This window comes from Haloterrigena gelatinilytica (assembly GCF_013342145.1).
Classification (GTDB): Archaea; Halobacteriota; Halobacteria; order Halobacteriales; family Natrialbaceae; genus Haloterrigena; species Haloterrigena gelatinilytica.
Genome location: NZ_JABUQZ010000001.1, coordinates 3,209,218 through 3,235,315, shown reverse-complemented (window position 1 = coordinate 3,235,315; position 26,098 = coordinate 3,209,218). Strand labels below are relative to the sequence as shown.

Here is a 26,098-nt window from a genome sequence, read left to right as displayed (position 1 = left end):
TGCAGCGATCGTTCGCGAGCGACGGCGATCGCGATCGCAGCGGCCGGGTCGTTTGACGTGCCGATCGGTCGGTATTTCACAGATGAGCGAAAAGGGGGCCCATGAAAATCCGACGGCCGCGACGTCCCCGCCAGTTCCGGTGGGCCGACTCGGCACAGCAGATCGTCGGCGGCTTCCTGCTCGCCGGTCCGTTCGTCGTGACCGAGGAGGTCTGGACCCTCGCGGGTAGCATGAGTGCGGTACAGGCGGTGCTGACGATCGTCGTCGTTTCGGCGATCGGCTACGGCGCGCTGTACACGGCGGACACGACTCGCGATCCGGACGTCGAACAGGAGGTCGCCGGCGTACCGATCCGCTTTATCTCGCTGTTGCTCGTCTCGTTCGGGTCGGTACTGATCCTCGCGCTCCTATTTAATGCGCCCGCCACGTTGATCCAGGAGCCCGGAACGACGGTCGACGTAGCGTGGACGACGCTCAAGGCCGTCAGCATCGGCTCCGTGTTCAGCATCGTCGGCGCCGCGACGGCGGACAGCGTTTTCTCGAAGTAGTCGGTCCGCGTCGCCGGTTTTGCGGTTCGTCGCCGACTAGGACGATAGCGCGGTCGCTACTCGAGTCGGAGAAAAACGGAAAATCGGAGTTCGTTACGCGTCGCTCAGTTGCCCTTCTCCACGGGTCGGCTTCGCCTCCCCGTTTCGATACGAGGGCTCCTTCGCGTTGCTCAGTCGCCCTCGCCCTTCTCGATGGGCGCGTTGACCAGGTTGCCCCACTCGGTCCAGGAGCCGTCGTAGTTGACGGCGTCGTCGTAGCCGAGCAGTTCGTGCAGGGCGAACCAGGCGACGGAGGATCGCTCGCCGATGCGGCAGTAGGCGACGGTCGTCTCGTCGCCGTCGATGCCTTCCTCGGCGTAGAGCTCCTCGAGCTCGTCGTAGTCCTTGAAGGTGCCGTCGTCGTTGGTGACGGCCGCCCACGAGATGTTGCTGGCGCCGGGGATGTGGCCGCCGCGCTGGGCGGTCTCCTGGAGTCCCGGGGGCGCGAGGACCTCGCCGGAGTACTCCTCGGGCGAGCGGACGTCGACGAGCGGAACGCCGCGCTCGATCGCGTTCTCGACGTCTTCGCGGTAGGCGCGGATGCTCTCGCGCGGGCCGGCCGCGTCGTACTCGGTCTCGGAGAAGTCGGGCTCCTCGTCCGTGGTCGGGTAGTCGTTCTCGAGCCAGTACTCGCGGCCGCCGTCGAGCAGCTTGACGTCGTCGTGGCCGTAGTACTTGAACTGCCAGTAGGCGTAAGCGGCGAACCAGTTGGAGTTGTCACCGTAGAGGACGACCGTGTCGTCCTCGCTGATGCCGTGACTGCCGAGCAGTTCCTCGAAGTCCTCCTTCTCGAGGATGTCTCGCTGGGTCTGGTCCTGGAGCTGCGTCTCCCAGTTGAACCCGATCGCACCGGGGGCGTGCTCTTCCTCGTAGGCTTCCGTGTCGACGTCGACTTCGACCAGTCGGAGGTCGGAGTCGTCGTCCTGGAAGTCGTCGAGGCGCTCCTCGACCCAGTCGGCGGACACGAGTACGTCGTTGGCGTAGTCGGTTGCCATACACGCCCGTTCAACGGCGACACACAAAGGGACTACTTAACCGGTCAATTCGGACACCGATCTATCCTGGCGGAAATACTTGCCACCACTTTGCGATTCCGCGCCGTTCGTCTCCGATCACAGCTGTTGAAAGAAGCTGAACGGCGGTATTTTCGGCGAACTATCCAAGTTAGCGACACGTTTCCTCGGCTGACACCAGCAATAGTTGCCACTGTCCCGGTATCCTGTCGTTCACGTCCAAACCGGTGCGTTCTCGGAGCTTCGCTCCTAGTGACCGCGTAATGAACGACTCCGTCGTCGTCACGCCGGACTGGCTCGCAGCGCACCGGGAGGATCCGCAGGTACGCATCGTCGACGTCAGAGACGCCTGGGAGTACGACGGCATCGGTCACATTCCAGGTGCCGTCAGCGTCCCGTTCGACAGCTACCGCGACGAGAGCGACGTCGACCGCGGGACCCTTCCCGGCGCCGAGGCCTTCGCCGACCTCCTTTCCGAGGCCGGCATCACGCCCGAGGACACGATCGTCGCCTACGACGACACCCACGGCGTCTTCGCCGCCCGGTTCGTGCTCACGGCCCTCGAGTACGGCCACGACGACGTGCGCCTGCTCGACGGCGATTACAGCGCCTGGAACCGCGAGTACGAGACCTCGAGCGAGACCCCCGACGTCGAGTCGACCGAGTACGAACCCGATCCGCTGGCGCCCGAGGAGAGCCCGCTGGTCGACTACGCCGCCGTCGAGGCGGCCCTCGAGCGCGGCGCGCTGTTCGTCGACACGCGCGAGGCCCACGAGTTCGAGGAGGCCCGCCTGCCCGGCGCGGTCCGGTTCGACTGGCGCGAGGTCGTCGACGACGAGACGCGGCGGCTGAAACCCGCGGACGAACTCGAGGACCTGCTGGCCGAGTACGGGATCACGCCCGACCGCGAGATCGTGCTCTACTGCAACACCGCCCGGCGGATCAGCCACACCTACGTCGTGCTCCGGGCGCTTGGCTACGAGAACGTCTCCTTCTACGAGGGGAGTCTGACGGAGTGGTTGGCGAACGACGGGGAAGTAGAGAGCGGCGAGGCCGAGTGAGCGGAGCGAACGAGGCCTCGAGAAAGCGAGCGGGGAACGAACGTGACCCGCGAGCAGGGCGCGGTCGACGAGTGAGCATAGCGAACGAGTCGACCGCGTAGTGGAGCGGCGACCGGTAGGGAGCCGCGGAACACGGCGAGGGTGAGCGAACGAAGTGAGCGAAACCTCGAGGCGGAACGGCGAACGGAGCGAGCCGCGAAACGGCCGAGGTCGACCGCAGGGAGGCCCCGAGCCGGAGCGGGGAGGCGTAGCCGAGACCGATGCGCCCCTCGAGAACCGCTCGAGTCGAATCGATCACATCGATTCCGTTCGCGTTGGGCCGGCTGCTGCCGCCGTCCGACGGTCCGTTTTAAGAGCCGCATACGGTACCGTTCGCTCTGACTATATAATCATTGATTCGTCTGGTTAGCGCTACGGACGGAGCCGGTCGACTGTCGCGATACTCGCCGCGAATGCGGTTGTTGTAGCTCTTCTAACAGTAACGGGCCGCTTACCGGGCTGCAAGACCTCTATTACAAGGGCCGATATTCTCGGTTGATCGGTTATGTGCGGCATCGTTGGTGCGTACGGGTGGACCCACGACGAGACGCTCTCGTCGATGCTCGACTGGATCGAACATCGCGGCCCCGACGAGGAGGGGTCGTACCTCGACCGCGACGCGGGGCTCATGATGGGGGCGCGCCGCCTCTCGATCGTCGACCTCGAGGGCGGTTCGCAGCCGAAGTGGAACGAGGACGAGACGGTCGGCGTGGTCTTCAACGGCGAGATCTACAACCACGGCGAGTTGCGCGATCGGCTCTCCCGCGAGGGCCACCGGTTCGAGAGCGAGTGCGACACCGAAGTGTTGGTCCACCTCTGGGAGGAGTACGGCGAGGAGATGGTCTCTCACCTCGAGGGCATGTTCGCGTTCTCCATCTGGGACCGCGAGGCGGAGACCGTCTTCCTCGCCCGCGACCGGTTCGGCATCAAACCGCTGTACTTCGGAAAGAACGACCGGGGGTACGTCTGGGGGAGCGAACTCCCGGCGCTGCTGATCGGCGGCGTCGACCGGACGATCGATCCCGCGGCCGTCTACAACCACTTCTCGCTCGAGTACACGCCGGCGCCCCAGACCCTGCTGGAGGACGTCTGGAAGGTCGAGCCGGGCCAGTCGGTGACGATCACCGACGACGGCGTCGAGACGCGAAAGTACTGGGACCTGCTCGACCTCGAGACCGGAACCCGAACGACGTCGATGGCGGCGGCGGCCGACCGACTGCGGACCCTGTTCGAACGCTCCGTCGAGAAGCGCCTGATGGCGGACGTGCCGGTCGGGGCGTTCCTCTCGGGCGGGCTGGACTCCTCCGCCGTCACCGGAATCGCCTCGCAACTGAAGGACGAGCCCCTGAAGACCTATTCCGTCGCCTTCGAGAACGACATGCTCGACGAGAGCGACGAGGCGCGGCTCGTCGCGGACCACTTCGGCACCGACCACACCGAAGTTCCCATCGACCTCTCGTCGATGGACCTGTTCGGCGAGATGATGCAGTACCTCGGCGAGCCGACGGGCCACCTGCAGATGCTGCCGATGTACGCCCTCTCCGAGCGGGCCAGCCGGGACGTCAAGGTCGCGCTGGCCGGCGAGGGCGCCGACGAACTGTTCGCGGGCTACCCGTGGTACCAGCACGTCCCCGAACACAAGCGCAAGGTCGATTTCATGCCGGAGTTCACCCACGACGTCGCCGGGGCCGTCGCGCAGGTGGCGCCGGTCGGGAACAAACACCTCCGGTACTTCTCCGGGCTGAAGAACAACGAGGAGATGCTGCTCAATCACGTCTGTGGCTTCACGACCTTCCGACCCGAACCGGACGAGTTCCTCCGGACGGGTGAGTCCGCCGCGACCTCCGGCCTGCGGGCGAACGTCGGCGAGGTCACCGCGGAGGTCGCGGATCCGTCCTTAGAGCAGCACATGTCGACCTACGAGACGGGCTACACGCTACCCGACTACCACCTCTACAAGGCCGACCACATGAGCATGGCCCAGTCGCTCGAGCTTCGCGTCCCCTTCCTCTCGACGGAGATGGTCGAGTTCGCCCACTCGCTGCCGGCCGAACTCAAGGTCAACGACGACGACGTCAAGCGGGTGCTCAAGACCGCCGTCAGCGACCTCCTCCCCGATCAGATCCTCGAGCGCGAGAAGATGGGGATGCGCCCGCCCGTCGAGGACTGGTTCGAGGAGGAGCACGATTCGATCGAGACCTGGTTCACGCGGGAGAAACTCCGACAGACCCCGTACGTCGACGCGAACCGGGCCACGGCGCTCCGGGACGCCCACCGCCGCGGCGAGGAGTCGGTCGGCCGGACGCTCTGGATGATCCTCACCTACGTCGCCTGGTACCACTCCTTCATCGACGAACAGAACGCGGTCGTTTAACGCCGTCGTCGCGTCGCCGGTCGTCCCCGTCGCTGCGCCGTTCGGCTCGAGCCGCGACGGTCACGAGTCTGGAGTCGCCGGGAGCGTGAACCGGAACGTCGCCCCTTCGTCGGGTTCGGCGTCGACGCGGATCTCGCCGCCGTGGCGCTCGACGATGCGTCGACAGAGCGCCAGGCCGATCCCCGTCCCGTCGTGTTCTTCGTGGCTGTGTAACCGCTGAAACACCTCGAAGATCCGCTCATGATCGTCGGGATCGATGCCGATGCCCTCGTCGCTGACCGAAATCTCCCACATGTCGCCGCGACGCTCGGCACTAATCTGAACCCGCGGCGGACCGTCGCTGTACTCGACGGCGTTCGAGAGGAGGTTCTGAAACACCTGCCGCAACTGGCCGGGATCCCCCTCGACGCGGGGCAGCGACTCGCTCGAGACGACCGCGTCGGTCTCCTCGAACCTGAGTTCCAGATCGCTCCGCACGTCCTCGAGGACGGCGTCGAGGTCGACCGATTGGAAGGGGTTCCCTCGCGTTTCGACGCGGGAGTACGCGAGCAACCCGTCGATCATGTCCCGCATGCGCTCGGCGCCGTCGACGGCGAACTCGATGAACTCCTCGGCGTCGTCGTCGAGTTCGTCACCGTACCGTCGATCGATCAGCGACAGGTAGTTCGTGACCATCCGGAGCGGTTCCTGGAGGTCGTGGCTGGCGGTGTAGGCGAACTGTTCGAGCCGCTCGTTCGATTCCTCGAGTTCCCGCTCGTACCGACGGCGCTCGAGTTCGGCGCTCACCCAGTTGCCGAGCAGTTCGACGAAGGTGACCTCCCAGTCGGAGAACTCCTCGGTTCTGGCGTCCAGATCGTAGAAGCAGAACGTCCCGTAGACCTCGTCGTCGACGGTGACCGGCGTGCCGAGATAACAGGAGATCCCCCACTCGGCGTTGCCCGCGCGATCGGCCAGTTCCGGCGCGTCTTCGTCGACGTCCTCGAGGACGAGCGTTCGCTCGGTACTGACGACTCGCTCGCAGTTGGTCGCCTCGAGCGGGGCGGTATCTCCGGCCTCGATATCGGCGTCCGGCGGCGCGTCGACGGCCTCGAAGATGTATTCGTTGGCGTCTTCGTGGACGCACGACAGCGCCGCGTACTCCGTGCCGATCGTCCGTCGAACGACGCCCAGCAGCGCCGCGAGCTGGTCGTCGAACGGCCGCTCCGGGTCCGCGATGACCTCGTAGGCGTCCCGCAACGCGCGTTCGCGCTCCCGGGTGCCGGTCTCTCGACCGTTGCGGTCGTTCACCTCGCGCACGCAGACCGTGACTCCCGTCTCCGAGGGGTGTACGCGGCCCTCGAGTCTCGAACCGAAGGACTCGGAGAACGCGTCGAACGAGACCGGTTCCTGCGTCTCGAACGAGCGCTCGAACGCTCGCCGGGTCGACTCGAACGCGTCGGCGTAGTCGTCCCAGACGACCGCCCCGACCAACTGGCTCTCGGACCGCTCGAGCAGCCGCTCGGCTCGGTCGTTCAGAAAGGTGAACCGCCACTCTCCGTCGAGTGCGAACACGGCGTCAGCGATCCGCTCGTAGGCGGCGGACGCGTCGCCGTCGTGCGGTTCCGTCGGTTCTGATCGGTCGCCCATCTGTGGCTATAACGCGATGATCCCGTATAAGCTATCCGTCACTGACGCCCCGCCAGTCCGGCGCCGTCGAGAACTCGCTCGAGGAGAGGTCGTCGAACGCGGCGTAGACGACCTCGGAAAGCGCCGGGTGGACGTGAACGGGTTCGGCGACGTCGTCGACGGTTCCCCCGCCGTCCATCGCGGTGACGACCTCCTGAATCAGCGTCGAGGCCTGCGGACCGACGATGTGACAGCCCAGAATCTCGCCGTCGGGCGCCGCGAGCACCGTCACGAACCCGTCGTCGGCGTCCATGATCAGCCCCAGCGGCGCGGCGTCGAAGGGGACCGTCGCCGATTCGTACTCCCGACCGTCGTCCTCGAGTTCGTCCGCCGTCCGTCCGACGCTGGCGACTTGCGGCTCGGTGAAGATAGCGTGAGGCATCGCGCCGTAATCGACCGCCCGGTCGGCGTCTTCGAGGAGGTTCGCCGAGACGGTCTTCGCCTCGTAGTCCGCCGCGTGTTTGAACGGCTGCTCGCCGACGATATCGCCCAGCGCCCAGACGCCGTCGCAGGTCGTCTCGAGTCGGTCGTCGACGACGACGTACTCGCCGTCGTCGGTCTCGACGCCGGTCGCCTCGAGGTTCAGCGTGTCCGTGTTCGGACGTCGTCCCGTCGCGAGCAGCAGGTCGTCCGCCTCGAGGTCGACGCCGTCGCCGCCGGCGTCGTCCTCGCTCGGTTCGGCGGTCACGACGACGCCCGAATCGTTCTCCCTGATTTCGGCCGCCTCGTAGCCGGTGTAGACGTCGCAGTAGCGCTCGAGCGACTCCGTCACGACCTCGCCGACCGCCTCGTCCTCCCGCGGGACGAGGCGCTCGCTTCGCCCGACGATCGAAACGTCCGTCCCTACCGCGGCGAAGAAGTAGCCCAGTTCGGCGCCGATGTAGCCGCCGCCGACGACGACCAGCGAGTCGGGCCGTTCGTCCAGGAAGAGCGCGTCGTCGCTCGTGAGGAAATCCGCGTCCTCGAGGCCGTCGATCGGCGGGACCACGGGTCGACTCCCGACCGCGAGGACGACGCTGTCGCCCCGGACCTCGACGTCGTCCCCGTCGTTCAAGTCGACCTCGAGCGTCCGCTCGTCGACGAACCGGCCCTCGCCGCGGTAGAGCGAGACGTTCTCGGCGTCCTCGAGGCTCGCCTCCTGGCGGTCGGCCTTCTCGTAGACCGTGTCGCGGATCGCCGCGGTCATCTCGCCGTAGTCGACGCCCTCGAGCGCGGCCCCGACGCCGAACGCTTCGGCGTGGCGGACCGAATCGGCGATGTCGGCGCGGTGGATCAGCGCCTTCGAGGGGACACAGCCCCGCGTGATGCAGGCGCCGCCGAGCGGGCCGCGCTCGATCACGGCCGCCTCGAGGCCCCGTTCGGCGGCCGCCGTCGCGACCTGACTGCCCGAACCGCCGCCGATCACGACCAGATCGTACTCGTCCATGCGTGCGTCGACCACGGATGCGGGCGTAAAACCGGACCCTGCGACTCGAGGGGTCTCGTCACTCGAAGCCGTTGTGCGCGACTGAATTGGCCGCGAACGTCACACCTTCGACCGTGATTCGCGGACGAGCGCCCGCACTCCGGGCACGAGCCGGTCTCGGTGAGCGTTCGTGCTTCCCGGAGCAGTCCGTGATCTCATAGAAAATAGGATCGTTATGCCCGCGTGCGGAACGAGTCGTCACCGCGGGCTTCCGGCGGCCGTCGTTGCTGCGAGCTACTGGCGTGCCCTCACCCCTGTTTTCGGCCGCGCCGTCCGACGATCCTGATCGGTGCTGTTCCCGCGAGTCCGTGCGCGCCGTCCTCGCTTCGCTCCCACTCGAGGCGGGCGGTCGATTCGTCGCCGTCGAATCCGGCGTCAGGGGCCGGGAACAGCAACAGGAGGTCGTCCCGTCCGTCGCCGTTCATGTCGACCGCGTGGCCGCCGTGCATCGGTCGCGCGCCGTCGCCGCCTTCCACGACGTCAGGGGCGCCGAACCGGTACCGGACGTCCTCGCTCGTCGGATCGAACTCGTCGGTCCGCAGGACGGCGACCGGGATCACGCCGCAACTGTTCGGGTTGATCGGCGCTCGCTCGGTGCCCGGCTTGACGTCGATCTCGAGGTCCGCCGGGAAGTGCGCGGCGGCCTGGCCGCCCAGCGTCGCGATACCGAGGGCCGTCGCCGCCAGCCCCGTTCCGCCTCGAAGCACGCGCCGGCGCGCCATCGCCGAGTCGGTCGTCGAGTCGCTTCCGCGCGGTGAATCGGATCGTGTCTGGTCCATGCGACAGTAGACCCGTTCACCGCTCGTCAGAATAGTTACTCTGGTGCGTCTGTCGAAAGAATTGCTGTGCGCGGAGAACGCTCCTTCTTGTCTGTGCTATGGAACTTACCCCGGTTGGTCGGCTATTCCACTGGCGACCCGATCCGGCCGGTACTGTCGCGCTTACAGCCAGTCGTCGCCCGGATCGTCGTCCGTGGCCTCTCGGTAGGATCGCACCGCCTCCGCGAGGTTCCGGACGGCGTCCTCGGGCGTCTGGCCCTGACTCGAGACGCCGGTGACCTCGTCGTCGGCGATGTGGAGGCCGTGTTCGGTTTCGCGCATCGTGACGTCGGCGTCCTCGAGCGCCTCGTACTCCGAGGGGTCTACGTCCGCGTCGGAACTCATACGCGGACGTTGTTCCGGTCGGGTGAAATACTCACCGACGCCGCTTCGGGTTCGGCTTCGCCGGCCGCGGTCTCGCTTCCGGATTCCGTTCGCGGCGTGGGGAGTAGAAAAAGCCTTTAACGCCATCGCCCCGTAGACTGAGCAAATGGTACTCGACGATCTCGGGAGTTCTCTGCGGGGCACCTTAGATAAACTCCGCGGGAAGTCACGCATTAGCGAGGAGGACATCGAGGAGATCGTCAAGGAGATCCAGCGCTCCTTGCTCTCCGCCGACGTCGACGTCTCGCTCGTAATGGAGCTGTCGGACAACATCAAGGAACGCGCCCTAGAGGAGGAACCGCCGGCCGGGACGCCGGCGCGGGACTTCGTCCTTCGCATCGTCTACGAGGAACTGGTCGACCTCATCGGCGACTCGACGGAGCTCCCCCTCGAGGAGCAGACGATCCTACTCGCGGGGCTGCAGGGATCCGGGAAGACCACCTCCGCCGCGAAGATGGCCTGGTGGTTCTCGACGAAGGGGCTCCGGCCCGCCGTGATCCAGACCGACACCTTCCGTCCCGGCGCCTACGAGCAGGCAAAGGAGATGACCCAGCGCGCGGAGGTCGACTTCTACGGCAACCCGGACAACGACGATCCCGTCGAAATCGCCCGCAAGGGCCTCGAGGAGACCAGCGAGGCCGACGTCCACATCGTGGACACGGCGGGTCGCCACGCCCTGGAAGACGAACTGATCGACGAGATCGAGGAGATCGAGGACGTCGCGGACCCCGACACGTCGCTGCTCGTCCTCGACGCGGCGATCGGGCAAGGGGCGAAAGACCAGGCCCAGCAGTTCGACGAGTCGATCGGGATCGACGGCGTCGTCATCACGAAGATCGACGGGACCGCGAAGGGTGGCGGCGCCCTGACCGCGGTCGACCAGACCGATTCGTCGATCGCCTTCCTCGGGACCGGCGAGGAGGTCCAGGACATCGAGCGCTTCGAGCCCGACGGCTTCATCTCGCGGCTGCTCGGCATGGGCGACCTCGGCCAGCTCGCCGAGCGCGTCGAGCGCGCCATGGAGCAGACCGAGATGGAGGAAGACGACTGGGACCCCGAGGACATGCTCCAGGGCTCGTTCACCCTCCACGACATGCAAAAGCAGATGGAGGCGATGAACAACATGGGGCCGCTGGACCAGGTGATGGACATGATCCCCGGCTTCGGCGGCGGGATCAAGGACCAGCTCCCCGACGACGCGATGGACGTCACCCAGGACCGGATGCGCACGTTCTCGGTCATCATGGACTCGATGACCGAAGCCGAAAAGGAGTATCCGAAGGCCATCGGCGCCAGCCAGATCGAGCGCATCGCCCGCGGCTCGGGCACCAGCGAGGAGGAGGTCCGGGAACTGCTCCAGCAGTACAAGATGATGGAGAAGACGATCAAGCAGTTCCAGGGCATGGGCTCCGAACAGGAGATGCAGCGCATGATGAAACAGATGCAACAGCAGGGCGGCGGTGGCGGCGGCGGAATGGGCGGTATGGGGCCGTTCGGCTGATCGAGAGCTCGCGTCCGAACCCGAACCGCCGATCGGCGTCGTCCCCCTCGAGTCCCCTCTTTTCGGATTCGTGACTGGAATCGCGATCTGCCACTACGTTCATGTTCCTCTAGACGTATCCTCGAGTCGATGAACCGTCGGCAGTATCTCATGCGCACTGGTATTCCGCTCGCCGCGCTGGTCGCAACGGCCGGTTGTCTCGACGATCTCCCCGGTAGCGCCTCGAGCGGCGACTCCGTCGCGGTCGCCGATCGGACCGGCGACCGCGAACTCGACCGCGCCGTCGGCGAGTTGAACGAGGCCGCCCTCGCCCTGTTCGCCGCGGACGACTTCGAGGAGCCCACCGACGTCGAGTTCGATCCGGCCGAACCGACCGAACGGATCGAGAGCGCCCGAACGCACCTCGAGACGGCGGCGGCCGAACTGGACGAGGACCGCGAGTCCGAGATCGAACTCCTCCGGACGTACGCCGCCGTCCTCGAGCGGCTGGTCGACGTGACCGAGACGGTCACCGACGAGACGCTCGAGGCGGACCTCCAGACCGTCTTCGAAGCGGTCGGGGACGGTGACGACGAGAGCGAGGCCGACGATGACGACGACCTCGAGGCGGCGTCCGAAACGATCGACGAGCGAACGGACGAGTTCGCGGTCGCCGAGACGAACCACGCGGAGGCGGCCGCCGCCGTCGAATCGTTCGATGAGGCCTTCGAGCGCCTGGTCCGAATCGATCCCGCGGAACTCGAGGACGGCATTGCGGCGCTTGGCGACGCGGTCGCGTCGCTCGTGACCCTCGGCGACGGGCTCGAGTCGCTGCTCGGCGGCTACGAGGGCCTGCAGACGGGCCGCGAACACATGGAGAATCGGGAGTACGGGAAGGCCGAAACCGCCTTCGGTACCGCCGAGTCGACCCTCGGGACGGCGACGACGACCTTCGAGGAAGACGAGGACCCGCCGGGTGGGATCGCCGACCACGTCGAAACGGCGACCTGCCAGAGCGAACACCTCGCCGACGCCGCGGGGTCCTTCGAGGAGTGGGCGATCGCCGCGTCCAACGGCGACCCCGTTTCGGCTCAGAACCACAAGGAAGCGGGCGAGCGGTCGGTCGAGGCGGCCGGCGACTGCACGTAACCGAGACGATTCGCAGTTCGCAACCGACTCGAGTCGGCGGTCTCGGCTCGGCGTCGCCGGCGGCGGCAGTACAGTCTTCGTCGTCAATCGTGGGCCACCGGTTCGTCTTCGACCGCCGCTTCCGGCGGGAGGTCGTCGACGAGGACGACCGCGTCGCCGTCGAGCACGGTCGTTCCGTCGCCGTCGAGCACGGTCGTCTCGATCCGGTACTTCGAGCCGCCCAGATCATCGACGACCTCGCAGACGGCCGTCACGCGGTCGTCGATCGGCACCGGCGCGAGGAAGCTGCTCTCTTGTGAAAGGTAGATCGTCAGCCCCGGCAGGCGGGCGAGCGCGGCGCTGATCAGTCCGGTGGCGAGGACGCCGTGGACGATCCGCTCGCCGAATCGGGTTCCGGCCGCGTAGGCCGCGTCGAGGTGGAGTCGGTTCGTGTCGCCGCTGATTTCGGCGAACGCCTCGACGTCGCTCTCCGAGATCACCTTCGAGAACCGGGCGACGTCGCCGACGTCGACGGTCGACTCGTCCGCGCCGCGGTACTCGAACTCCCAGTCGTCGCGCTCGTACTGGGTGTCGGTCCGCACCTTTCGTTTCGGACGGTCGGCCTCGAGGCCCCCCGTCCGACGGGCGAGGTGCGGGACGTAGTAGCTGAGCTCCGTCGTGGTGAGGATGCCGACGAGGTCGCCGTCCCCGTCGCCGTCGACGACCGGGAGGTGTTCGAAACCGGACTTTCGCAGGACGGCCACGGCGTCGACGATCGAGGTGTCGGGCGCGATCGTTTCGAGGGGCGCCGACAGCACGTCGGTCAGTTCGACGGTGCCGAGGTCGGTGCGTTCACAGAGGAGTTCGAGGAAGTCGCCTTCGGTCACGATGCCGATCGGCGCGCCGTCGCGGACGACGACGACCGAACTGACGCCCTCGTCGCGCAGCAGCGTCGCGGCGCGGGTGGCGGTGGCGTCCGGCGGGGCGGTGACGACGTCGGTGACCATGATCTCCGAGACGGTGATCGTGTCGTGCATCCTCTCGACGTACGTGTCGGTGGCTTTTCACTCCCCGCCCGTCGTTCGCTCGTTGGCGATTGAATTCCAGTTGGAATATATGCAATTATATTGCAGGCGGGCCTCGTTCGGAATATGACTCGATCCACGACCGCAACCCGGCTCGACCGGCGCGATCCGGTAGTCGGGGGACTCGGCGTGCTCCTCCTCGTCAATCTCGTGATACTCTCGAGTGCGGTTCGAGACGGATCGCTCGCGGACGTGAGCAGCAGTCTCGGCGTCTGTTACGCGATCGTCGTCGCGATGATCGCCGTCAGTCGCGGGCTCACCGACCGCGACGGGCAGAAATTCGCCTTCGCCGGTGGCGTCGCGCTCTTCGTCGGGATCGCGTTCGCCGTCTCCGGAACGGCCGAATACGCGGCCGTCTCCGCTGGATTCGGGACCTGCTCGGTGTACTATTGCTTCCGGTTCGTCAGAACGGGGTGAGTCGCAGTCGACCACCGTCGACTCGATATCGATGGGTTGACGACTCGAGACCGCCGGGCGTGACTCAGGCGTCGACCGGGCGGCCGTCCTCGGTCGGCGGCGCGATGTGGTCGATGTACTCCTCGACGGTCGGCTCTTCGACCCGCACCCGAACGGCGATCTCGCCGAGCTCGTCCGGTTCGCCGACCGAGAAGTTGATCCGGTCCTCGAATGCCGCCTGCTTCTTCAGCGCGAAGCTGAACGTCTCGCCCTCGCGGTTCGCGAAGAACTCGCCGCGGGCGGTATCGAGGATCTCCTGGCGGTGGAGCAGATCGGAGAAGTGGTCCATCGCGTGCGCTTCGGCCCTGACCTCGCCGAACTCCTCCTCGAGGTCGGCGTTGGGAAAGATGTTCGCGACGGCGTCGACGACCCGACTCGTGACTTCGGTGTCGTAGATCGGCGCCGTGATCTCGACGTCGACGCGGTAGATGTCGGTCATGGGTCGGTCTTCGAGACGGAGTCGGGTGTCGGTTCCGATTTGGAATCGGATCCTTCGCGGATGATCGCCTCGACGCGCTCGTGGAAGGCCTCGAGCGAGTCGGTGTTTTCGACGACGACGTCGGCCCGATCCATCGCGTCGTCCATCCCGAACCCGCGCTCGCGCTCGTCGCGAGCGGCCAGCCCCTCGCCGCCGTCGCTCTCGCCGGCGTCCCGGCCGCGGGCGTCGATGCGCTCGGCCCGCAGTTCGAACGGCGCTTCGATGCTGACCAGCGTGAACGCCTCGCTGAACCGCTCCTCGAAGACGTCGACCTCGGCGTCCGACCGGATGCCGTCCACGAGGACGGTGTCGTGATCCTCGAGGCGGTCCTCGATCATCGGGAGCGACCGCTCGGCGATCGCGGTCGGTCCGTTCTCGTCGCGCAGCGCCTGCGCGACCTTCCCGTGGTCCTTCGTCGGGTCGAGTCCCCGGTCGGTCGTCTCCTGGCGGACGACGTCGCCCATCGTCACCACCGGGATGCCGTGTTCGCGCGCGACGGTCGCGGCCTCGCCCTTCCCGCTGCCGGGCAGTCCCACCGTTCCGATGACGTGCATCGGAGAAACGTATCGGCGAGACGTGCATAAGCGCTGTTGTTCGTCGCTCGAGTCCATCGAGATTGCGGCGGACGAAACGGTCGAATTGCGATCAGCGAAACGTCCGTCGGTCACGGGTATCCGACTCGCTCACGGTGCGCGACGCGTCCCGCTCGAAGCGGGTCGTCGCCGTGCTCACGTCTGCACTCGCGACCGGGCGCGTGGCGGTCGTACCCTCCCCCTTGTCCGGTGTGCAACGGCGGCGACGAGTGCAACCGTTCACTCGGCTCGCGTTACCGACGGATAATTCGATACAAGCCGGACTAACGATTCGAACCGACTGTCGCCGTTATTTAGCAGTCGATCATCGCCGTCGACTGCACGCTATGACAGCTCCGAAACTCGACCGACGACGGTTCACGGCGGCAGTCGGTGCCGGCGCGATCGCTGCCCTCGCCGGCTGCAGTGACCTCGGGTCCGAGGAGAACGAATCCGACGGCGAGGACGGCGGGTCCTCCGACGGGAGCGACCCCGCCGCGAACGAGACGGGCGACGAGTCCGGCACCGGCGAGAACGGCGACGCCGCGCCGGGTACGGGCGAGAACGACTCCGAAGACGGCGGCATGTCCGGTCCGGACGCGGACGAGAACGACTCCGCGGGCGGCGAAAACGAGTCCGGCGCCGGCGAAACCGAATCGGACAATCCGTTCAGCGACAACGCCAGTACCGAGGGCAACGATTCGGACGCGGAACGCAACATCGCCGGCTAGAATCGGCATTAGGGACGGCAGACGGTCGCCATCTCGCGGCTTTTTTCGCGGTTGTCTCGGACGGTACCGCCAGCGTGCGGGCCGTCTCCGCTCAGCGGTCCCCATCCGGAGTTGGCTCGCGGCCAGGACTCGCTGCTGACTCGAGCGCAGTACGTCTCGTCGGCTACTGGCGGAGTTTCTTCCGGGCCACCCTCGAGGCCCTCTTCGCGGCGACGACCGCCGGCCATCTGGTGGCGATCTGGCTGGTCACCCGTGCCCGTCGTCACCTCGCTGCACCGGTTTCGCGGGTAGCTACGGAGAATCCACACCGCTTATACCGATCCGACATGGAATCCTACTCGAGGGCGCGTAGCTCAGTCCGGAAAGAGCGTCGGACTTCTAATCCGACGGTCGTGGGTTCAAATCCCATCGCGCCCGTGATTTTGCGACGAACGAACGTGAGGAGTACATCACAGATGGAGATGGGATTGAATCCTGTCAGCCGCAGCGTCGAACGGAGTGAGACGATCGTCTGGCTTGGGTTCAAATCCCATCGCGCCCGTGCAGCGAGGAACGCAGTGACGAGCGAACCGGCACGTGGGATTTGAAGTAGACGGCGGCGAGCGGTAGCGAGCCGACGGCGTCGTTCAAATCCCATCGCGCCCGATTCTGTCGCGACCAGTCCGTGAGCGACGGTAGTTTTCTTCGAGGAATTTCACTCCGTCAGGGAGCGTCGATGGGCCAAGTCCGTCTCCCCGATGCTGACGTATTCGTCACGCTCGTCGCGTTCGACGTCGATACGGAGCCGCGTTTCGGGGAGCGCGTCACCGGTCGTCGACTCGAGGGCGTTGTCCGAGCCGATCTCGTCGTCCCACTCGTCGACGTACTCGCGGCTGGCGGTGTACGCCTCGCCGTATCGGCCGTCAGTGTAGGCGACTGTCTCGCCGATCCGAACCCTGGGGCCCGACGGAGCACCGCTGACGTTCGTCGCCGTGATCCGGACCAGCTCGGCACCGTCGACCGTTCGGACGTCGAACTCGAAACTCCCCTGCGGACGGGACGGCGGCGACCCGGTCACCGGCGGTTCGAGACAGCCGGCGGTACCGACGCTAGCGAACGCCGTCAGTAGGTTGCGCCGGGTTCGCATTAGCGGGGTACTCGATCTCTCAATGCAAGGATAGTTGAACGTTTCCGACACACTAATGCCGGCCACTAACGTTAAATAGAATGTCGGCAGTGCCGGACACCGGCATCACAGTGGGGATCGGGGGGAAAGACATCGATCATCGCCACGCGCGACGATCACCAATCCCCGCTGCCGACGCGCGTACACCCTTTAGTTTAGTACCTATTTGCGCCTCGAGTCCGCTCGCTCGTCCCTCGCGCGGCTTCGCGCCGGGGTTCGCTGTGTGCTCACCAGACACGACACGCGCTACCGCACACCGGGTGATCAGCCCGAGTGCTGCGTCGCTCACCTGCACTGATCGCCGAACGGCTGTCGTACTCGGCTCGAGACTAATTCAGGCCGGCGATACAACCTCCTCGAGTCCCATTTTCCGATATGGACGACACGACCGTCGACACCATCGCGTACGACGACGCGATCGCCGGCGTCGATTCGTTCGCCGAGCACGCGCAACGGCGCGCCGAGACCGAGCGCGAGGCCGTCGAGTGGGCGATCGACGAACTCGAGTCGATCGTCGACGAGCAGGGCGTCGACCTCGAGCCGCTGCTCGAGTACGGCCGCCGCAGTCGGGAGAGCCTCCCCGATCGCCACCGGCGGGCCTACGAGGCGATGGCCGACGTGTTCGACGTCGATCCGGCGGTCTACGAGGCGTACGTCTTCGCCTACTCCGAGCTGTGCGAGGAGCTGGCCGAGGGTGAGGGCCGTTCGGAGAAGAATCCGAAAGGGGTCGGACACGGCATCGGGGAGGGGTGTACGAACGCGCTCGTCGCGCCGCCGAAGGTCGATCCCGAGTCGACGACCGACGCGGGGCCGGACACCGCCACCGGCGGCCCGCTGGTGCTCAAGAACCGCGACATCGCGGGCCGGGGAACCCGGCCGAAGTCGGTCGTCGAACAGCCGCCGATCGACGGCTACTACGGCGTCCTGACGATCGACACCTGCGGAACGATCGGGATGTTCAAGGGCGTCAACGATCGGGGGCTGGTCGCCGCGAACACGTACATCGACTGCGAAGGCGAGGGCGTCGACGTCTCGCCCGAGACCCAACTGCGAAACGGCACCGTCATCCGCATGCTTCTCGAGGAGTGTGCGACCGTCGCGGAGGCTCGCGAGTTCCTCGAGTCCCGGCCCACGCGCCGTTTGATGGGCCAGACGCTGTTTCTGGCCGACGACACCGACGCCGTCCTGCTCGAGGTCGATCCCGCGTCCGAGCGGATTTTCGTCGACGACGGTCCCGTGGTGACGCGAACGAACCACTTCGTCCGCTCGGAGTCGACCGAGGCCGAGAGTTCGACGAAACGCCGACAGCGCGCGCTCGAGTTGCTCGAGGGCGACGAGCGCCTCGATCGGGACGACCTCTGGGCGATCGCGCGCGACCACGCGAACGGACCGGGCGACGACTCGATCTGTCGCCACCCCGAGCCGGAGACGGACGAACCCCACGCCTTCGGGCAGTTGACGACCGCGAGCACGGCCGTCTTCGAGGGCGGCTCGCCCGAGATCGAGGTCGCGGCGGGCAACCCCTGCGAGACCGATCGGACCCGCTGTGCGTTCGGCGACGAGGTGCCGACCGATCTCCGGACCGGCCAGCGGTGGCTCGATCGCTTGCATTGAGCGGCTCCCGCTGCGCGTTCGATAGGTCAGCTCCGAGTTCTGGTCTCGGCCACCCCATTGATTCGAATCGGAAGTAGAGGGGGTTCTGTTGTACGAAAACAGGGCTCTGATCGGTTCCACTGGGTTCTGATTGCCCGCACCGATTACATACCGGAACGTACTGCTATTACGAACGTTCATCTAAGTCAACTAAAACGTTCACGCATGGGTTCCCTTCCGAACGGCCATGCGCGTCGACTGGATCGCCGATCGTTCGTTTCGCTGCTCGGTGCAACGACCGGGACGCTCGCGATCTCCGGGTCGTCGAGCGCCCGCGGCGCCGCTTCTGCAGACGCGGGTGCGGACGAGGGCCTCGAAGCGCTCTCGTTCTATTCGACGGCCGCTCAGACCAGCGCCGAGTACGGCGAACTGACCGACGAGAACCACGTCGTCGCGTGGGCCTCCGAAGACGCGTACGTGACGACGGCCAGCGGCGGCACCGACGAGTCCGACGTCGTCTCCTACGAGGACGGGCGCATCCCGCTGATCTCGCAGGACGAGAACGTGATGGGAATCGGTAGCGCCGGTTTCCTCAGCGACGAGCGCGGCGGGTTCGACGTCGGCAACGAGGAGTTCGTACTCGAGGTCTGGGACGAACTGATGGGTCCCGACAGCACGGTGCTGTGGGACGAGAGCCACCGCCAGTACTGGGACCTCTCGAGTCACACCGTCTTCCGGCGCTACGCCGAGGACAACGGCTACGACCTGCGCCCGCTCGAGGAGTTCGAGACCGACGGGCCGACCCTCGAGTTCTACTCGACGGCGAGTCAGGTCTCGCCCGCGGGCGATGCGCTCACCGAGGACCGCGTGGCGGCCGCGGACGCCCTCGAGGTGCTCGCGTGGGCCGAACCGACGGCGACGAACGTCGATCGGTCGGACGCCGAACCGTACCGCTACGCCGACGACGAGCGGATTCCGCTGATCACGCGCGACGACCGCGCGGTCGGTCTCGGCGCACCGCTCGCGGCGGACGACAGCGATCACGACGAGAACCGCGCGTTCCTCCTGGGCGTCTGGGACGACATCGTCGACGGCGAGACGGTCTACTGGGACGAGAGCCACGACCAGTACTACGATAGCCGGCGGTTCGAGACGTTCATCGCCGACGCCGAGCGCGAGGGGTACGCCGTCGAGGCCACCGACGACCTGCTGGCGGTCCTCGAGGGCTCGGCGAGCGGATCGAGCGGTGGCGACGCCGCGGACGCCGACGCGGTCGTGATCACGACGCCCGCCGAGTCGTTCACCGACGCCGAACTCGCGGCCCTCGAGGCGTTCGTCGCCGACGGCGGGGCCGTCTTCCTCCACGACCAGTCGGACTTCGGCGGTCACGCCGAGACGGCTCACCTGAACGCGATCGCCGAGCGACTCGACCTCGGCTTCCGGTTCAACGACGACCAGGTCGAGGACGCGACGTCCGGCTGGGACGACTACGTCTTCGAGACGAGCGATTTCGACCGGTCGTACCTCGGCGAGGCGGAGGCCGCGATCGGGCTCGCGGACGCCGACGGCCTCGTCGTCACGACGCCGAACTGGGCGTTCACCGACGCCGAACTCGAGGCGCTCGAGTCGTTCGTCGATGACGGCGGCGCCCTCTTCCTGTTCGACCAGTCCGACTTCGGCGGCAACGATCGGACCGGAAACGTAAACGAAATCGCCGAGCGACTGGACCTCGCGTTCCGGTTCAACGGCGGCCAGGTCGAGGACGAGGTCCGCAACGCCGGCCCGGAGTACGTTCCGCTCGCGACCGACTTCTCGCCCGAGTTCGACTACTTCGGCGGCCGGGACGGCGTCGATATCGAGTTCGAGCGCGACGGCGAGTACGACGGGCGGATCGTCCGCGTGTTCGACGGCGACACCGTCGAGGTCGAGTTCGACACCGAGTACGGCTACCGCGAGGTCGTGCGCAACGTCGGCGTCGACACCGCGGAGACACCGCCGACGGAGGCGACTCCCGAGGAGTGGTTCGGCATCCCCGACGGCGCCGACGACCACCTGCACGACTGGGGCGAGCGGGCGGCCGAGTTCGCCCTCGAGCGACTCGCACCCGAGGGCGCGGCGGTCGACGAGTCCGACCTCGAGGGGCGCCACGTGAAGGTCACCTTCGACGAGGCCGAACCGCTGCGGGGCAACTACGGCCGCCTGCTGGGCTCCGTCCGCTACGATCCCGACGCGTTCGAAGCCGACTTCGAGAGCGGTTCCTTCTCGACGAACTACAACCGGGAAATCGTCGCCGAGGGGTACGCCCGCGTCTACTCCTCGGGCTTTGCGGCCCACGACGAGTTCGCCGCGCTCGAGGAGGACGCCCTCGCCGCGGGCCGGGGAGTCTGGTCGGCGGCCGATTTCGACGCACTCGCCGAAATTCGGAACGAGCCGGTCGAGGACCTGTACCTCCCGTCGGCCCGGAGCGTCCGCAGCGCGCGCGGCCGACACGGCGGTCGACTCGAGGACGACCGCGTCGCGGTCGCGGCCGAGCCGAGCGCCGATCAGCGCCTCGAGACCGCCGGGATCGCGTACGACGACGGGGAGATTCCGCTCGTCGGCGTCGACGAGCGTCGCCGCGTCGCGCTGGTCGGCGGAATCCCGATCCACGAGGATTACGAGGCCGACGAGGCGTTCGGCGTCGACACGAGCGACTACGGTAACTTCCCGTTCCTGACGAACCTGATCGACGCGCTCTCTGCGAGCGACGCCGACGGCGACGTCCTCATCGCCGGCGGACAGGGTCAGTTCAACGCCGCGGGCTCGATCTCGCTCGAGGACTGTATGTACTACCAGCGGTACCTCGAGGGGGTCGGCCTCCGGCTGCGACAGATCAACGACCTCGCGGAGACGCTGCCCGCCGAGACGGAGACGGAGCTACCGCGGGCCGTGTTGCTCAGCGCGCCCGCCCGGGAGCTCGAGATCGGCGAACTCCTCGCCCTGCGCCGGTACCGAAAGGCCGGCGGCGCCGTCGTCTTGCTCGGCAGCGCCGCGGCCGCCGCCGAGCACACGCGCCACCTCAACGCCGTCGCCGCGAAGCTCCGGACGGACCTCCGGTTCAACGCGGACGCAGTCGCCGACGAGGAGCGACACCTCGGGGACGACCCGACGGTCCTCGAGACGACCGCGTTCGACGACTCGCTTCCGCTGTTCGATGCGTACGACCCTTCGAGGGACTGGACCGACGAGAAGGGGGGTGGGGACGCTCCCGGAAACAGCGGCCACGCGCCGGGTCATCGCGGGAACGGACCGGGTAACAGCTCAACCGCGCCGGGCCACGGGAATCACAACGGTCGCGGGCGTCGCAAGAAGGGGCGCGGACGGTCCGGCTCAGGATCGTGGTTCTGATCGCAGACCGCTAACTCCGACCGCGATCCCGATCGAGAGTCGCTTCGGCTCCGCTTCCGCTCGAGCGCGGCGCTCCGTCAGGCTCGAACCCGACGCCGCTCGAGGTCGGCCTCGAGTCCCCGTGCGGCCTCGAGTCGCAGTTTTTTCGCCCGGCGTTTCGAGAACCGCTCGTCGGGCAGTCGGCCGGCCAGCGGGTCGTACGCCGACGGCGTGAATCCGAGGTTCTGTAGGTAGTTCCGGACGCTCGCGTCCTCGAGGCCGTCGTGGATCGCGGCGTCGGTGACGGTTTCGACGGTGTCGAACGACGGGAGGGTCACCGCGCCCTCGTTGTCGCCGTGGGTGTCGGTCGGGTCGCCGTCGCCGATCGCGGTCCCGCGGGCGTCGGCGCGGCTGACGAGCGAGCGGACCGTCTCGGCGAGGCGCAGTACCTGACTCGGCAGCGCCGCGTCCGGCGAGCGCCACTCGACGGTCGGCATCGCTTTCCGCAGTCGGACCGGCGTCCAGACCGCGTCGTAGGGGTCGAACGCCTCGTCGAACGCGTCGGGATCGACGCCGCGTTCGAGCGCGCGCTCGCGGAAGCAGTCGTAGGCGTTCTCGAGTTCTTCCTCCCACTCCGCGACGCTGTCGACGTAGGGCCAGAGCTGGCCCTGTTCGGGGCAGGGCTCGTAACACGAGCGCCGGTAGAGGAACGGCCGGGCGCACTCCAGGATGTGCTCGCCGCGGTAGTGCGAGGAACTGTTCACGAGCGCGAAGGCGGGATCGAGCGCCGTCAGCATATTCAACTGGTCGGCGACGTTCGATTGCTCGAAGTGTATGTGCGTGCCCGCACAGACTCTCGCGTCGTCGAACGCCGGGCCGACGATCCGCCGCTGGAGGTCGGTCCCCCGCTTGTCGCGGTAGGGGATCTCCGACGGGGCGGCGTGCAGCGGCGTCGCCAGCGGGACGAGTCGCTTGTCCCGTTCGCGTGCCGCGTCGACGATCTCCTCGATCAGACCGAGGAACTCCTCGCGGAGCTCGGCCGTCGACGAGCAGGGCGTCGTCTTGATCTCGAGCATCGGTTCGACGAACTCTGGATCGATCTGTTCGGAGTAGTCGAGCAGTGATCCGGGTGAAACCAGGTCGCCGTCGTCGTCGATGACCCAGTATTCCACCTCGAGGCTTGTGTTCATGGATGTCTCCGTGGGCTGCTGTATCGGGTGGCCCTCGAGCAAGCCGTCACCGGGCCACGGCTGATGGAAGGCGCCGACGGCCGCGGGGGGACGAGATCGCGGGCCGGCGCCGGGTGGTTCTGTTCCGTACTGTCAGGATTGGCCGGTTTTGCTTGAACCGGTTGAGCCTGCGCACGCCAGGGCGATATTAGTGAGTAGAGGCTGTTTATCGCAAAAATACGGACGGTGCGGTGAGACTGTTTGTCCGCTCGAGCGATACGTCGGTCGCGGATCTGCAGGTGCGGGTCGACCGTCGGGGCGACCGGCCGCTCGCCGTTCGATCGCCGACCCGGTAACACGCGTGTTACGTAGTTGACCCGGCGTCTCTGCGGGGTTCATACGGCTGCGGTAACATTCTGTAACTACATGAGCGACGAGACGTCTGCGGACGACTCCGAACGCAACGCATCTGTGATCGTCGTCGGCGGCGGCCCCGCCGGCCTGAGCGCCGCGCTCTTCACCGCGAAGAACGGCCTCGAGACGACGGTGTTCGACACGGACGAGACCTGGATGCACAAGGCACACCTGTTCAACTACCTCGGAATCGGCTCGGTCGGCGGCAGCGAGTTCATGGCGACGGCCCGCCAGCAGGTCGACGACTTCGGCGCGGACCGGCGACAGGGAGAGGGAGTGACCGGCGTCGAGGAAACCGCCGGCGGCTTCGCCGTCGAGACCGACGAGGACACCTACGAGGCCGACTACGTGGTCCTCGCGACGGGCGCGAACCGCGACCTCGCGGAAGAACTGGGCGTCGACTTCGCCGAGAACGGCACCGTCGACGTCGGCGTCGAGATGGAGACCAGCGTCTCCGGCGCCTACGCGACGGGCGCGATGGTCCGCCCCGAGGAGTGGCAGGCCGCCATCGCCGTCGGCGACGGCGCCGCCGCAGCACTCAACATCCTCTCGAGCGAAAAGGGCGAACACTACCACGACTTCGACGTTCCCGCGGACGCCGAGCGCGTCTTCGGCGAACTGGTCGCGGAGTAATCACCATGTCACAGGATCACCCCAACCCAGTCACGCCCGAACTGCCCGACAGCCCCGTCCACACGACCGGAACCGACCACATCACCATCTGGGGGAGCAACGAGGCCGACACGATCGAGTTCTACCGCGACCTGCTCGGCATGCCCCTCGTGCTCCGCCAGCCGAACCTCGACGACCCCTCGCAGACCCACCTGTTCTTCGACACCGGAGACGGACGCATCCTCACCTTCTTCGTCAGCGACGACCGGCCCTCCGCCCGCGGCCAGCGGGCCGGCGTCGGCGCCGTCCACCACCTCTGTTTCAGCGTCGACCCCGACGAGTACGAGGACACGATGCAGGCGCTCGAGGACGCGGGCCACGGCTACAACGTCTTCGACCGGGGCATCTTCCACTCGATCTACACCCGTGACAACAACGGGCTGGTGATCGAGCTCTCGACGGACAAGTACGAGATCCCCGACGACCGCCGCGGTGAGGTCCTGGCGAAGGCCCAGGAACTCCGCGAGGAGGACGGCGCCGACTACGCCAAGGACGAGCACCTCCGCGGCGCGATCGAGGCGCTGGGCCTCGAGGTCGTCGAACACGACCTGCCCGACGCCGACGCCGGCGTCGGTGGTGTCGAATGAGCGCCGACGACGTCGACGGTCCCCACCAGGGCCAGCCCCTCGTAACGGGCGGCACCGTCCTCGAGGACGCCGAGGCCGCGATCGTCCTCACGCACGGCCGCGGCGCGACCGCGCAGGGAATGGTTCAGATGGCTACCGAAGTCGGCCGGGAGGGCGTCGCCTTCCTCGCGCCGCAGGCGGCCCGCAAGACGTGGTACCCGAACTCTTTCCTCGAGCCCGTCGAGCGGAACGAGCCCGGTCGAACCTCGGGCCTGCGGGCGATCAGCGACGCGATCTCGGAGGCCGACGACGCCGGCATCCCGACCGAGCGCGTCATGCTGATGGGCTTCTCGCAGGGGGCCTGCCTCGCCAGCGAGTTCGTCGCCCGCAACCCGCGGCGGTACGGCGGCCTCGCCGCCCTGAGCGGCGGCCTCATCGGCGCGGACGTCGATCCCGACGACTACCTCGACGCGGCGGGCGACCTCGAGGAGACGCCGGTCTTTCTGGGCTGCAGCGACGTCGACCCCCACATCCCCGAGGAGCGCGTCCACGAGACGGCCGACGTCCTCGAGTCCATGAACGCCGACGTCACCAAACGGCTCTACGAGGGGATGGGCCACGGCGTCAACGAGGACGAACTCGAGTTCGTCGCCGGAATGGTCGCGGACCTCGTCGATAACTGATACCCGGCCGCCGGCGCCGTTCGCCGCGACGTTTCGCCGCGGGTGATACTCACTACCGCCGTGACTGGCGCTTATCCACCTCAACGGCGTAGGACTACTATGGCACCGAACGGCGCGAACCGGCGCGGTGCGAATCGGCGGACGGTCCTGTCGACGGTAGCCGGCGCGGTCGCGACCGTCTCCGTCGCCGGCTGTCTGGGCGGTGCGGACTCGGAGGCCGACGAGCCCGAACCCGGACTCGATCAGGCGACGGCGGTCGAGGGCGACACCGATCCCGAGGCGTGGCGCGACGTCGAGTCGCTCCGGTTCGACGGCTACGTCGGGGGCTGGCTCGGCCTCGAGCCGAGCGCGATCGAGGGCGTCGAGAACCCGACGCTCGTCCTCGTCGAGGGCCGCGAGTACGAGGTCACCTGGGAGAACAAGGACGGCATCCACCACAACTTCGCGTTCTGGGACGAGAACCGCGACGTCGTCGAGGACTACTCGACCGACGGCACCGACGTCGAGGGCGAGCGCGAGACGCTCGTCTTCGAAGCGACCGCCGAGATGGACACCTACCGTTGCGAGTACCAGCCGGCGGGACAGAAGGGGTCCGTCGAACTCATCTGACCCCTCGAGGGCTCACCGAACGAGGGTGACCGAGACGGGGGCGCGGCGAACGATCCGTTCGGCGACGCTGCCCAGCAGGATCCGCGAGACGCCCTGTCGGCCGTGGCTGCCGACGAGGATGTGGTCGACGTCGTTCTCCTCGGCGTACTCGACGACCTCTCGAGCGGGATCGCCGGAGGCGACGTCCATCTGGAAATCGACGCCGCTCGTGTCGACGAGATCCATCAGGTCCTCGCGCAGTTTCGCGGCGGCTTCCTCCTCGCGGTCGTCGAGCAAGTCCTGAATGGCCCTGATGCTCGCTTCCGTGTAGCCGTCCGCGAACTCGACGACGCGCAACAGGACGATCTCCTCGTCGGCGTACTCGTCGAACGCGTATTCTACTGCCTTCTGTGCGGGCGCGGAGCCGTCGTATGCGACGAGGACTTTCATGGTCGCAAATAGCGCGTCCGCTGATATAAACCCGTCCGCTGGGCCCGGGATCGAACGCGGCGTCTCGGCGCCCGCTCGTGCGACCGTCGGCCGTCG

General features: G+C 67.1%; 24 protein-coding genes and 1 tRNA gene. 14 read left to right on the top strand and 11 right to left on the bottom strand.

Going from position 1 to position 26,098, the window contains the following annotated elements:
• Positions 1 to 101: 101 nt before the first annotated feature.
• On the top strand, positions 102 to 548 hold the full coding sequence (locus HTZ84_RS16090; RefSeq protein ID WP_174681606.1) for a DUF2391 family protein: 447 nt from the start codon (positions 102 to 104) through the stop codon (positions 546 to 548).
• A 170-nt stretch (positions 549 to 718) separates the two neighbouring features.
• On the opposite strand, the gene HTZ84_RS16085 is transcribed toward HTZ84_RS16090, so the two are convergent.
• Positions 719 to 1,582, bottom strand: a complete 864-nt coding sequence (locus tag HTZ84_RS16085) for a sulfurtransferase (protein WP_174681605.1) — start codon at positions 1,580 to 1,582, stop codon at positions 719 to 721.
• Between the two features lie 281 nt (positions 1,583 to 1,863).
• Here HTZ84_RS16085 and HTZ84_RS16080 point away from each other — a divergent pair, with 281 nt between their 5' ends.
• Both HTZ84_RS16080 and asnB read left to right on the top strand, forming a co-directional pair.
• Positions 1,864 to 2,661, top strand: coding sequence for a sulfurtransferase (locus HTZ84_RS16080; RefSeq protein ID WP_174681604.1), 798 nt, complete (start codon positions 1,864 to 1,866; stop codon positions 2,659 to 2,661).
• Between the two features lie 544 nt (positions 2,662 to 3,205).
• Positions 3,206 to 5,074 carry an asparagine synthase (glutamine-hydrolyzing) gene (asnB, locus tag HTZ84_RS16075; protein ID WP_174681603.1) on the top strand — a complete coding sequence of 623 codons (1,869 nt, stop codon included), beginning with the start codon at positions 3,206 to 3,208 and terminating at the stop codon, positions 5,072 to 5,074.
• Between the two features lie 60 nt (positions 5,075 to 5,134).
• Here the strand turns inward: asnB and HTZ84_RS16070 are convergent, their stop codons facing one another.
• The 4 genes from HTZ84_RS16070 to HTZ84_RS16055 form a co-directional block, all read right to left on the bottom strand.
• Positions 5,135 to 6,700 carry a sensor histidine kinase gene (locus HTZ84_RS16070; RefSeq protein ID WP_174681602.1) on the bottom strand — a complete coding sequence of 522 codons (1,566 nt, stop codon included), beginning with the start codon at positions 6,698 to 6,700 and terminating at the stop codon, positions 5,135 to 5,137.
• A 31-nt stretch (positions 6,701 to 6,731) separates the two neighbouring features.
• Positions 6,732 to 8,165 (bottom strand): dihydrolipoyl dehydrogenase, encoded by a 1,434-nt coding sequence (locus HTZ84_RS16065; RefSeq protein ID WP_174681601.1) that lies wholly within the window; start codon positions 8,163 to 8,165, stop codon positions 6,732 to 6,734.
• A gap of 287 nt (positions 8,166 to 8,452) precedes the next feature.
• Positions 8,453 to 8,983 (bottom strand): hypothetical protein, encoded by a 531-nt coding sequence (locus HTZ84_RS16060; RefSeq protein ID WP_174681600.1) that lies wholly within the window; start codon positions 8,981 to 8,983, stop codon positions 8,453 to 8,455.
• A 162-nt stretch (positions 8,984 to 9,145) separates the two neighbouring features.
• Complete coding sequence (locus tag HTZ84_RS16055; RefSeq protein WP_174681599.1) at positions 9,146 to 9,367, bottom strand: type II toxin-antitoxin system HicB family antitoxin; 222 nt, start codon at positions 9,365 to 9,367, stop codon at positions 9,146 to 9,148.
• A gap of 145 nt (positions 9,368 to 9,512) precedes the next feature.
• Between HTZ84_RS16055 and HTZ84_RS16050 the strand changes: the two genes are divergently transcribed.
• Positions 9,513 to 10,907: a signal recognition particle protein Srp54 gene (locus tag HTZ84_RS16050; protein WP_174681598.1), complete on the top strand. Its 1,395-nt coding sequence runs from the start codon at positions 9,513 to 9,515 to the stop codon at positions 10,905 to 10,907.
• 129 nt (positions 10,908 to 11,036) lie between these two features.
• Positions 11,037 to 12,035 carry a hypothetical protein gene (locus HTZ84_RS16045; protein WP_174681597.1) on the top strand — a complete coding sequence of 333 codons (999 nt, stop codon included), beginning with the start codon at positions 11,037 to 11,039 and terminating at the stop codon, positions 12,033 to 12,035.
• An 83-nt stretch (positions 12,036 to 12,118) separates the two neighbouring features.
• Here the strand turns inward: HTZ84_RS16045 and HTZ84_RS16040 are convergent, their stop codons facing one another.
• A complete protein-coding gene (locus tag HTZ84_RS16040) occupies positions 12,119 to 13,051 on the bottom strand; it encodes a CBS domain-containing protein (protein WP_174681596.1) in 933 nt (310 codons plus the stop codon).
• 114 nt (positions 13,052 to 13,165) lie between these two features.
• Here HTZ84_RS16040 and HTZ84_RS16035 point away from each other — a divergent pair, with 114 nt between their 5' ends.
• Positions 13,166 to 13,516, top strand: a complete 351-nt coding sequence (locus tag HTZ84_RS16035; protein ID WP_174681595.1) for a hypothetical protein — start codon at positions 13,166 to 13,168, stop codon at positions 13,514 to 13,516.
• Positions 13,517 to 13,580: 64 nt separating this feature from the next.
• Here HTZ84_RS16035 and HTZ84_RS16030 read toward each other — a convergent pair whose 3' ends face one another.
• The gene (locus tag HTZ84_RS16030; protein ID WP_174681594.1) at positions 13,581 to 13,994 is read right to left on the bottom strand and encodes an RNA-binding domain-containing protein; all 414 of its coding nucleotides are present in this window, start codon (positions 13,992 to 13,994) and stop codon (positions 13,581 to 13,583) included.
• On the bottom strand, positions 13,991 to 14,587 hold the full coding sequence (locus tag HTZ84_RS16025; protein ID WP_174681593.1) for a nucleoside monophosphate kinase: 597 nt from the start codon (positions 14,585 to 14,587) through the stop codon (positions 13,991 to 13,993). Before HTZ84_RS16025 ends, HTZ84_RS16030 begins: the two co-directional genes overlap by 4 nt.
• Before the next feature lie 365 nt (positions 14,588 to 14,952).
• Between HTZ84_RS16025 and HTZ84_RS16020 the strand changes: the two genes are divergently transcribed.
• Both HTZ84_RS16020 and HTZ84_RS16015 read left to right on the top strand, forming a co-directional pair.
• Positions 14,953 to 15,336, top strand: coding sequence for a hypothetical protein (locus tag HTZ84_RS16020; protein WP_174681592.1), 384 nt, complete (start codon positions 14,953 to 14,955; stop codon positions 15,334 to 15,336).
• A 342-nt stretch (positions 15,337 to 15,678) separates the two neighbouring features.
• Positions 15,679 to 15,753: transfer RNA gene (locus tag HTZ84_RS16015), tRNA-Arg, on the top strand.
• Positions 15,754 to 16,030: 277 nt separating this feature from the next.
• Here the strand turns inward: HTZ84_RS16015 and HTZ84_RS16010 are convergent.
• Positions 16,031 to 16,462 (bottom strand): hypothetical protein, encoded by a 432-nt coding sequence (locus HTZ84_RS16010; protein ID WP_174681591.1) that lies wholly within the window; start codon positions 16,460 to 16,462, stop codon positions 16,031 to 16,033.
• A gap of 414 nt (positions 16,463 to 16,876) precedes the next feature.
• On the opposite strand from HTZ84_RS16010, the gene HTZ84_RS16005 reads away from it, so the two are divergent.
• Positions 16,877 to 18,115 carry a C45 family autoproteolytic acyltransferase/hydolase gene (locus HTZ84_RS16005; protein WP_174681590.1) on the top strand — a complete coding sequence of 413 codons (1,239 nt, stop codon included), beginning with the start codon at positions 16,877 to 16,879 and terminating at the stop codon, positions 18,113 to 18,115.
• A gap of 204 nt (positions 18,116 to 18,319) precedes the next feature.
• Positions 18,320 to 21,481, top strand: a complete 3,162-nt coding sequence (locus tag HTZ84_RS16000) for a thermonuclease family protein (protein ID WP_174681589.1) — start codon at positions 18,320 to 18,322, stop codon at positions 21,479 to 21,481.
• Positions 21,482 to 21,558: 77 nt separating this feature from the next.
• On the opposite strand, the gene HTZ84_RS15995 is transcribed toward HTZ84_RS16000, so the two are convergent.
• Entirely contained in the window at positions 21,559 to 22,650 is a 1,092-nt protein-coding gene (locus HTZ84_RS15995) for a glutamate-cysteine ligase family protein (protein WP_174681588.1), read from the bottom strand.
• A gap of 405 nt (positions 22,651 to 23,055) precedes the next feature.
• Here HTZ84_RS15995 and HTZ84_RS15990 point away from each other — a divergent pair, with 405 nt between their 5' ends.
• The 4 genes from HTZ84_RS15990 to HTZ84_RS15975 all read left to right on the top strand — a co-directional run bounded on the left by HTZ84_RS15990 (position 23,056) and on the right by HTZ84_RS15975 (position 25,573).
• Complete coding sequence (locus HTZ84_RS15990; RefSeq protein ID WP_174681587.1) at positions 23,056 to 23,676, top strand: NAD(P)/FAD-dependent oxidoreductase; 621 nt, start codon at positions 23,056 to 23,058, stop codon at positions 23,674 to 23,676.
• 5 nt (positions 23,677 to 23,681) lie between these two features.
• On the top strand, positions 23,682 to 24,302 hold the full coding sequence (locus HTZ84_RS15985; protein WP_126663797.1) for a VOC family protein: 621 nt from the start codon (positions 23,682 to 23,684) through the stop codon (positions 24,300 to 24,302).
• On the top strand, positions 24,299 to 24,964 hold the full coding sequence (locus HTZ84_RS15980; protein ID WP_174681586.1) for an alpha/beta hydrolase: 666 nt from the start codon (positions 24,299 to 24,301) through the stop codon (positions 24,962 to 24,964). Before HTZ84_RS15985 ends, HTZ84_RS15980 begins: the two co-directional genes overlap by 4 nt.
• Before the next feature lie 99 nt (positions 24,965 to 25,063).
• Positions 25,064 to 25,573: a cupredoxin domain-containing protein gene (locus HTZ84_RS15975; protein WP_174681585.1), complete on the top strand. Its 510-nt coding sequence runs from the start codon at positions 25,064 to 25,066 to the stop codon at positions 25,571 to 25,573.
• A 12-nt stretch (positions 25,574 to 25,585) separates the two neighbouring features.
• On the opposite strand, the gene HTZ84_RS15970 is transcribed toward HTZ84_RS15975, so the two are convergent.
• Positions 25,586 to 26,002, bottom strand: coding sequence for a universal stress protein (locus tag HTZ84_RS15970; RefSeq protein WP_174681584.1), 417 nt, complete (start codon positions 26,000 to 26,002; stop codon positions 25,586 to 25,588).
• Positions 26,003 to 26,098: the final 96 nt, after the last annotated feature.

Coding starts and splice junctions, on each gene's coding strand:
- HTZ84_RS16090 (WP_174681606.1), top strand. CDS start 102: ATGAAAATCCGACGGCCGCGACGTCCCCGCCAGTTCCGGTGGGCCGAC.
- HTZ84_RS16085 (WP_174681605.1), bottom strand. CDS start 1,582: ATGGCAACCGACTACGCCAACGACGTACTCGTGTCCGCCGACTGGGTC.
- HTZ84_RS16080 (WP_174681604.1), top strand. CDS start 1,864: ATGAACGACTCCGTCGTCGTCACGCCGGACTGGCTCGCAGCGCACCGG.
- asnB (WP_174681603.1), top strand. CDS start 3,206: ATGTGCGGCATCGTTGGTGCGTACGGGTGGACCCACGACGAGACGCTC.
- HTZ84_RS16070 (WP_174681602.1), bottom strand. CDS start 6,700: ATGGGCGACCGATCAGAACCGACGGAACCGCACGACGGCGACGCGTCC.
- HTZ84_RS16065 (WP_174681601.1), bottom strand. CDS start 8,165: ATGGACGAGTACGATCTGGTCGTGATCGGCGGCGGTTCGGGCAGTCAG.
- HTZ84_RS16060 (WP_174681600.1), bottom strand. CDS start 8,983: ATGGACCAGACACGATCCGATTCACCGCGCGGAAGCGACTCGACGACC.
- HTZ84_RS16055 (WP_174681599.1), bottom strand. CDS start 9,367: ATGAGTTCCGACGCGGACGTAGACCCCTCGGAGTACGAGGCGCTCGAG.
- HTZ84_RS16050 (WP_174681598.1), top strand. CDS start 9,513: ATGGTACTCGACGATCTCGGGAGTTCTCTGCGGGGCACCTTAGATAAA.
- HTZ84_RS16045 (WP_174681597.1), top strand. CDS start 11,037: ATGAACCGTCGGCAGTATCTCATGCGCACTGGTATTCCGCTCGCCGCG.
- HTZ84_RS16040 (WP_174681596.1), bottom strand. CDS start 13,051: ATGCACGACACGATCACCGTCTCGGAGATCATGGTCACCGACGTCGTC.
- HTZ84_RS16035 (WP_174681595.1), top strand. CDS start 13,166: ATGACTCGATCCACGACCGCAACCCGGCTCGACCGGCGCGATCCGGTA.
- HTZ84_RS16030 (WP_174681594.1), bottom strand. CDS start 13,994: ATGACCGACATCTACCGCGTCGACGTCGAGATCACGGCGCCGATCTAC.
- HTZ84_RS16025 (WP_174681593.1), bottom strand. CDS start 14,587: ATGCACGTCATCGGAACGGTGGGACTGCCCGGCAGCGGGAAGGGCGAG.
- HTZ84_RS16020 (WP_174681592.1), top strand. CDS start 14,953: ATGACAGCTCCGAAACTCGACCGACGACGGTTCACGGCGGCAGTCGGT.
- HTZ84_RS16010 (WP_174681591.1), bottom strand. CDS start 16,462: ATGCGAACCCGGCGCAACCTACTGACGGCGTTCGCTAGCGTCGGTACC.
- HTZ84_RS16005 (WP_174681590.1), top strand. CDS start 16,877: ATGGACGACACGACCGTCGACACCATCGCGTACGACGACGCGATCGCC.
- HTZ84_RS16000 (WP_174681589.1), top strand. CDS start 18,320: ATGGGTTCCCTTCCGAACGGCCATGCGCGTCGACTGGATCGCCGATCG.
- HTZ84_RS15995 (WP_174681588.1), bottom strand. CDS start 22,650: ATGAACACAAGCCTCGAGGTGGAATACTGGGTCATCGACGACGACGGC.
- HTZ84_RS15990 (WP_174681587.1), top strand. CDS start 23,056: ATGAGCGACGAGACGTCTGCGGACGACTCCGAACGCAACGCATCTGTG.
- HTZ84_RS15985 (WP_126663797.1), top strand. CDS start 23,682: ATGTCACAGGATCACCCCAACCCAGTCACGCCCGAACTGCCCGACAGC.
- HTZ84_RS15980 (WP_174681586.1), top strand. CDS start 24,299: ATGAGCGCCGACGACGTCGACGGTCCCCACCAGGGCCAGCCCCTCGTA.
- HTZ84_RS15975 (WP_174681585.1), top strand. CDS start 25,064: ATGGCACCGAACGGCGCGAACCGGCGCGGTGCGAATCGGCGGACGGTC.
- HTZ84_RS15970 (WP_174681584.1), bottom strand. CDS start 26,002: ATGAAAGTCCTCGTCGCATACGACGGCTCCGCGCCCGCACAGAAGGCA.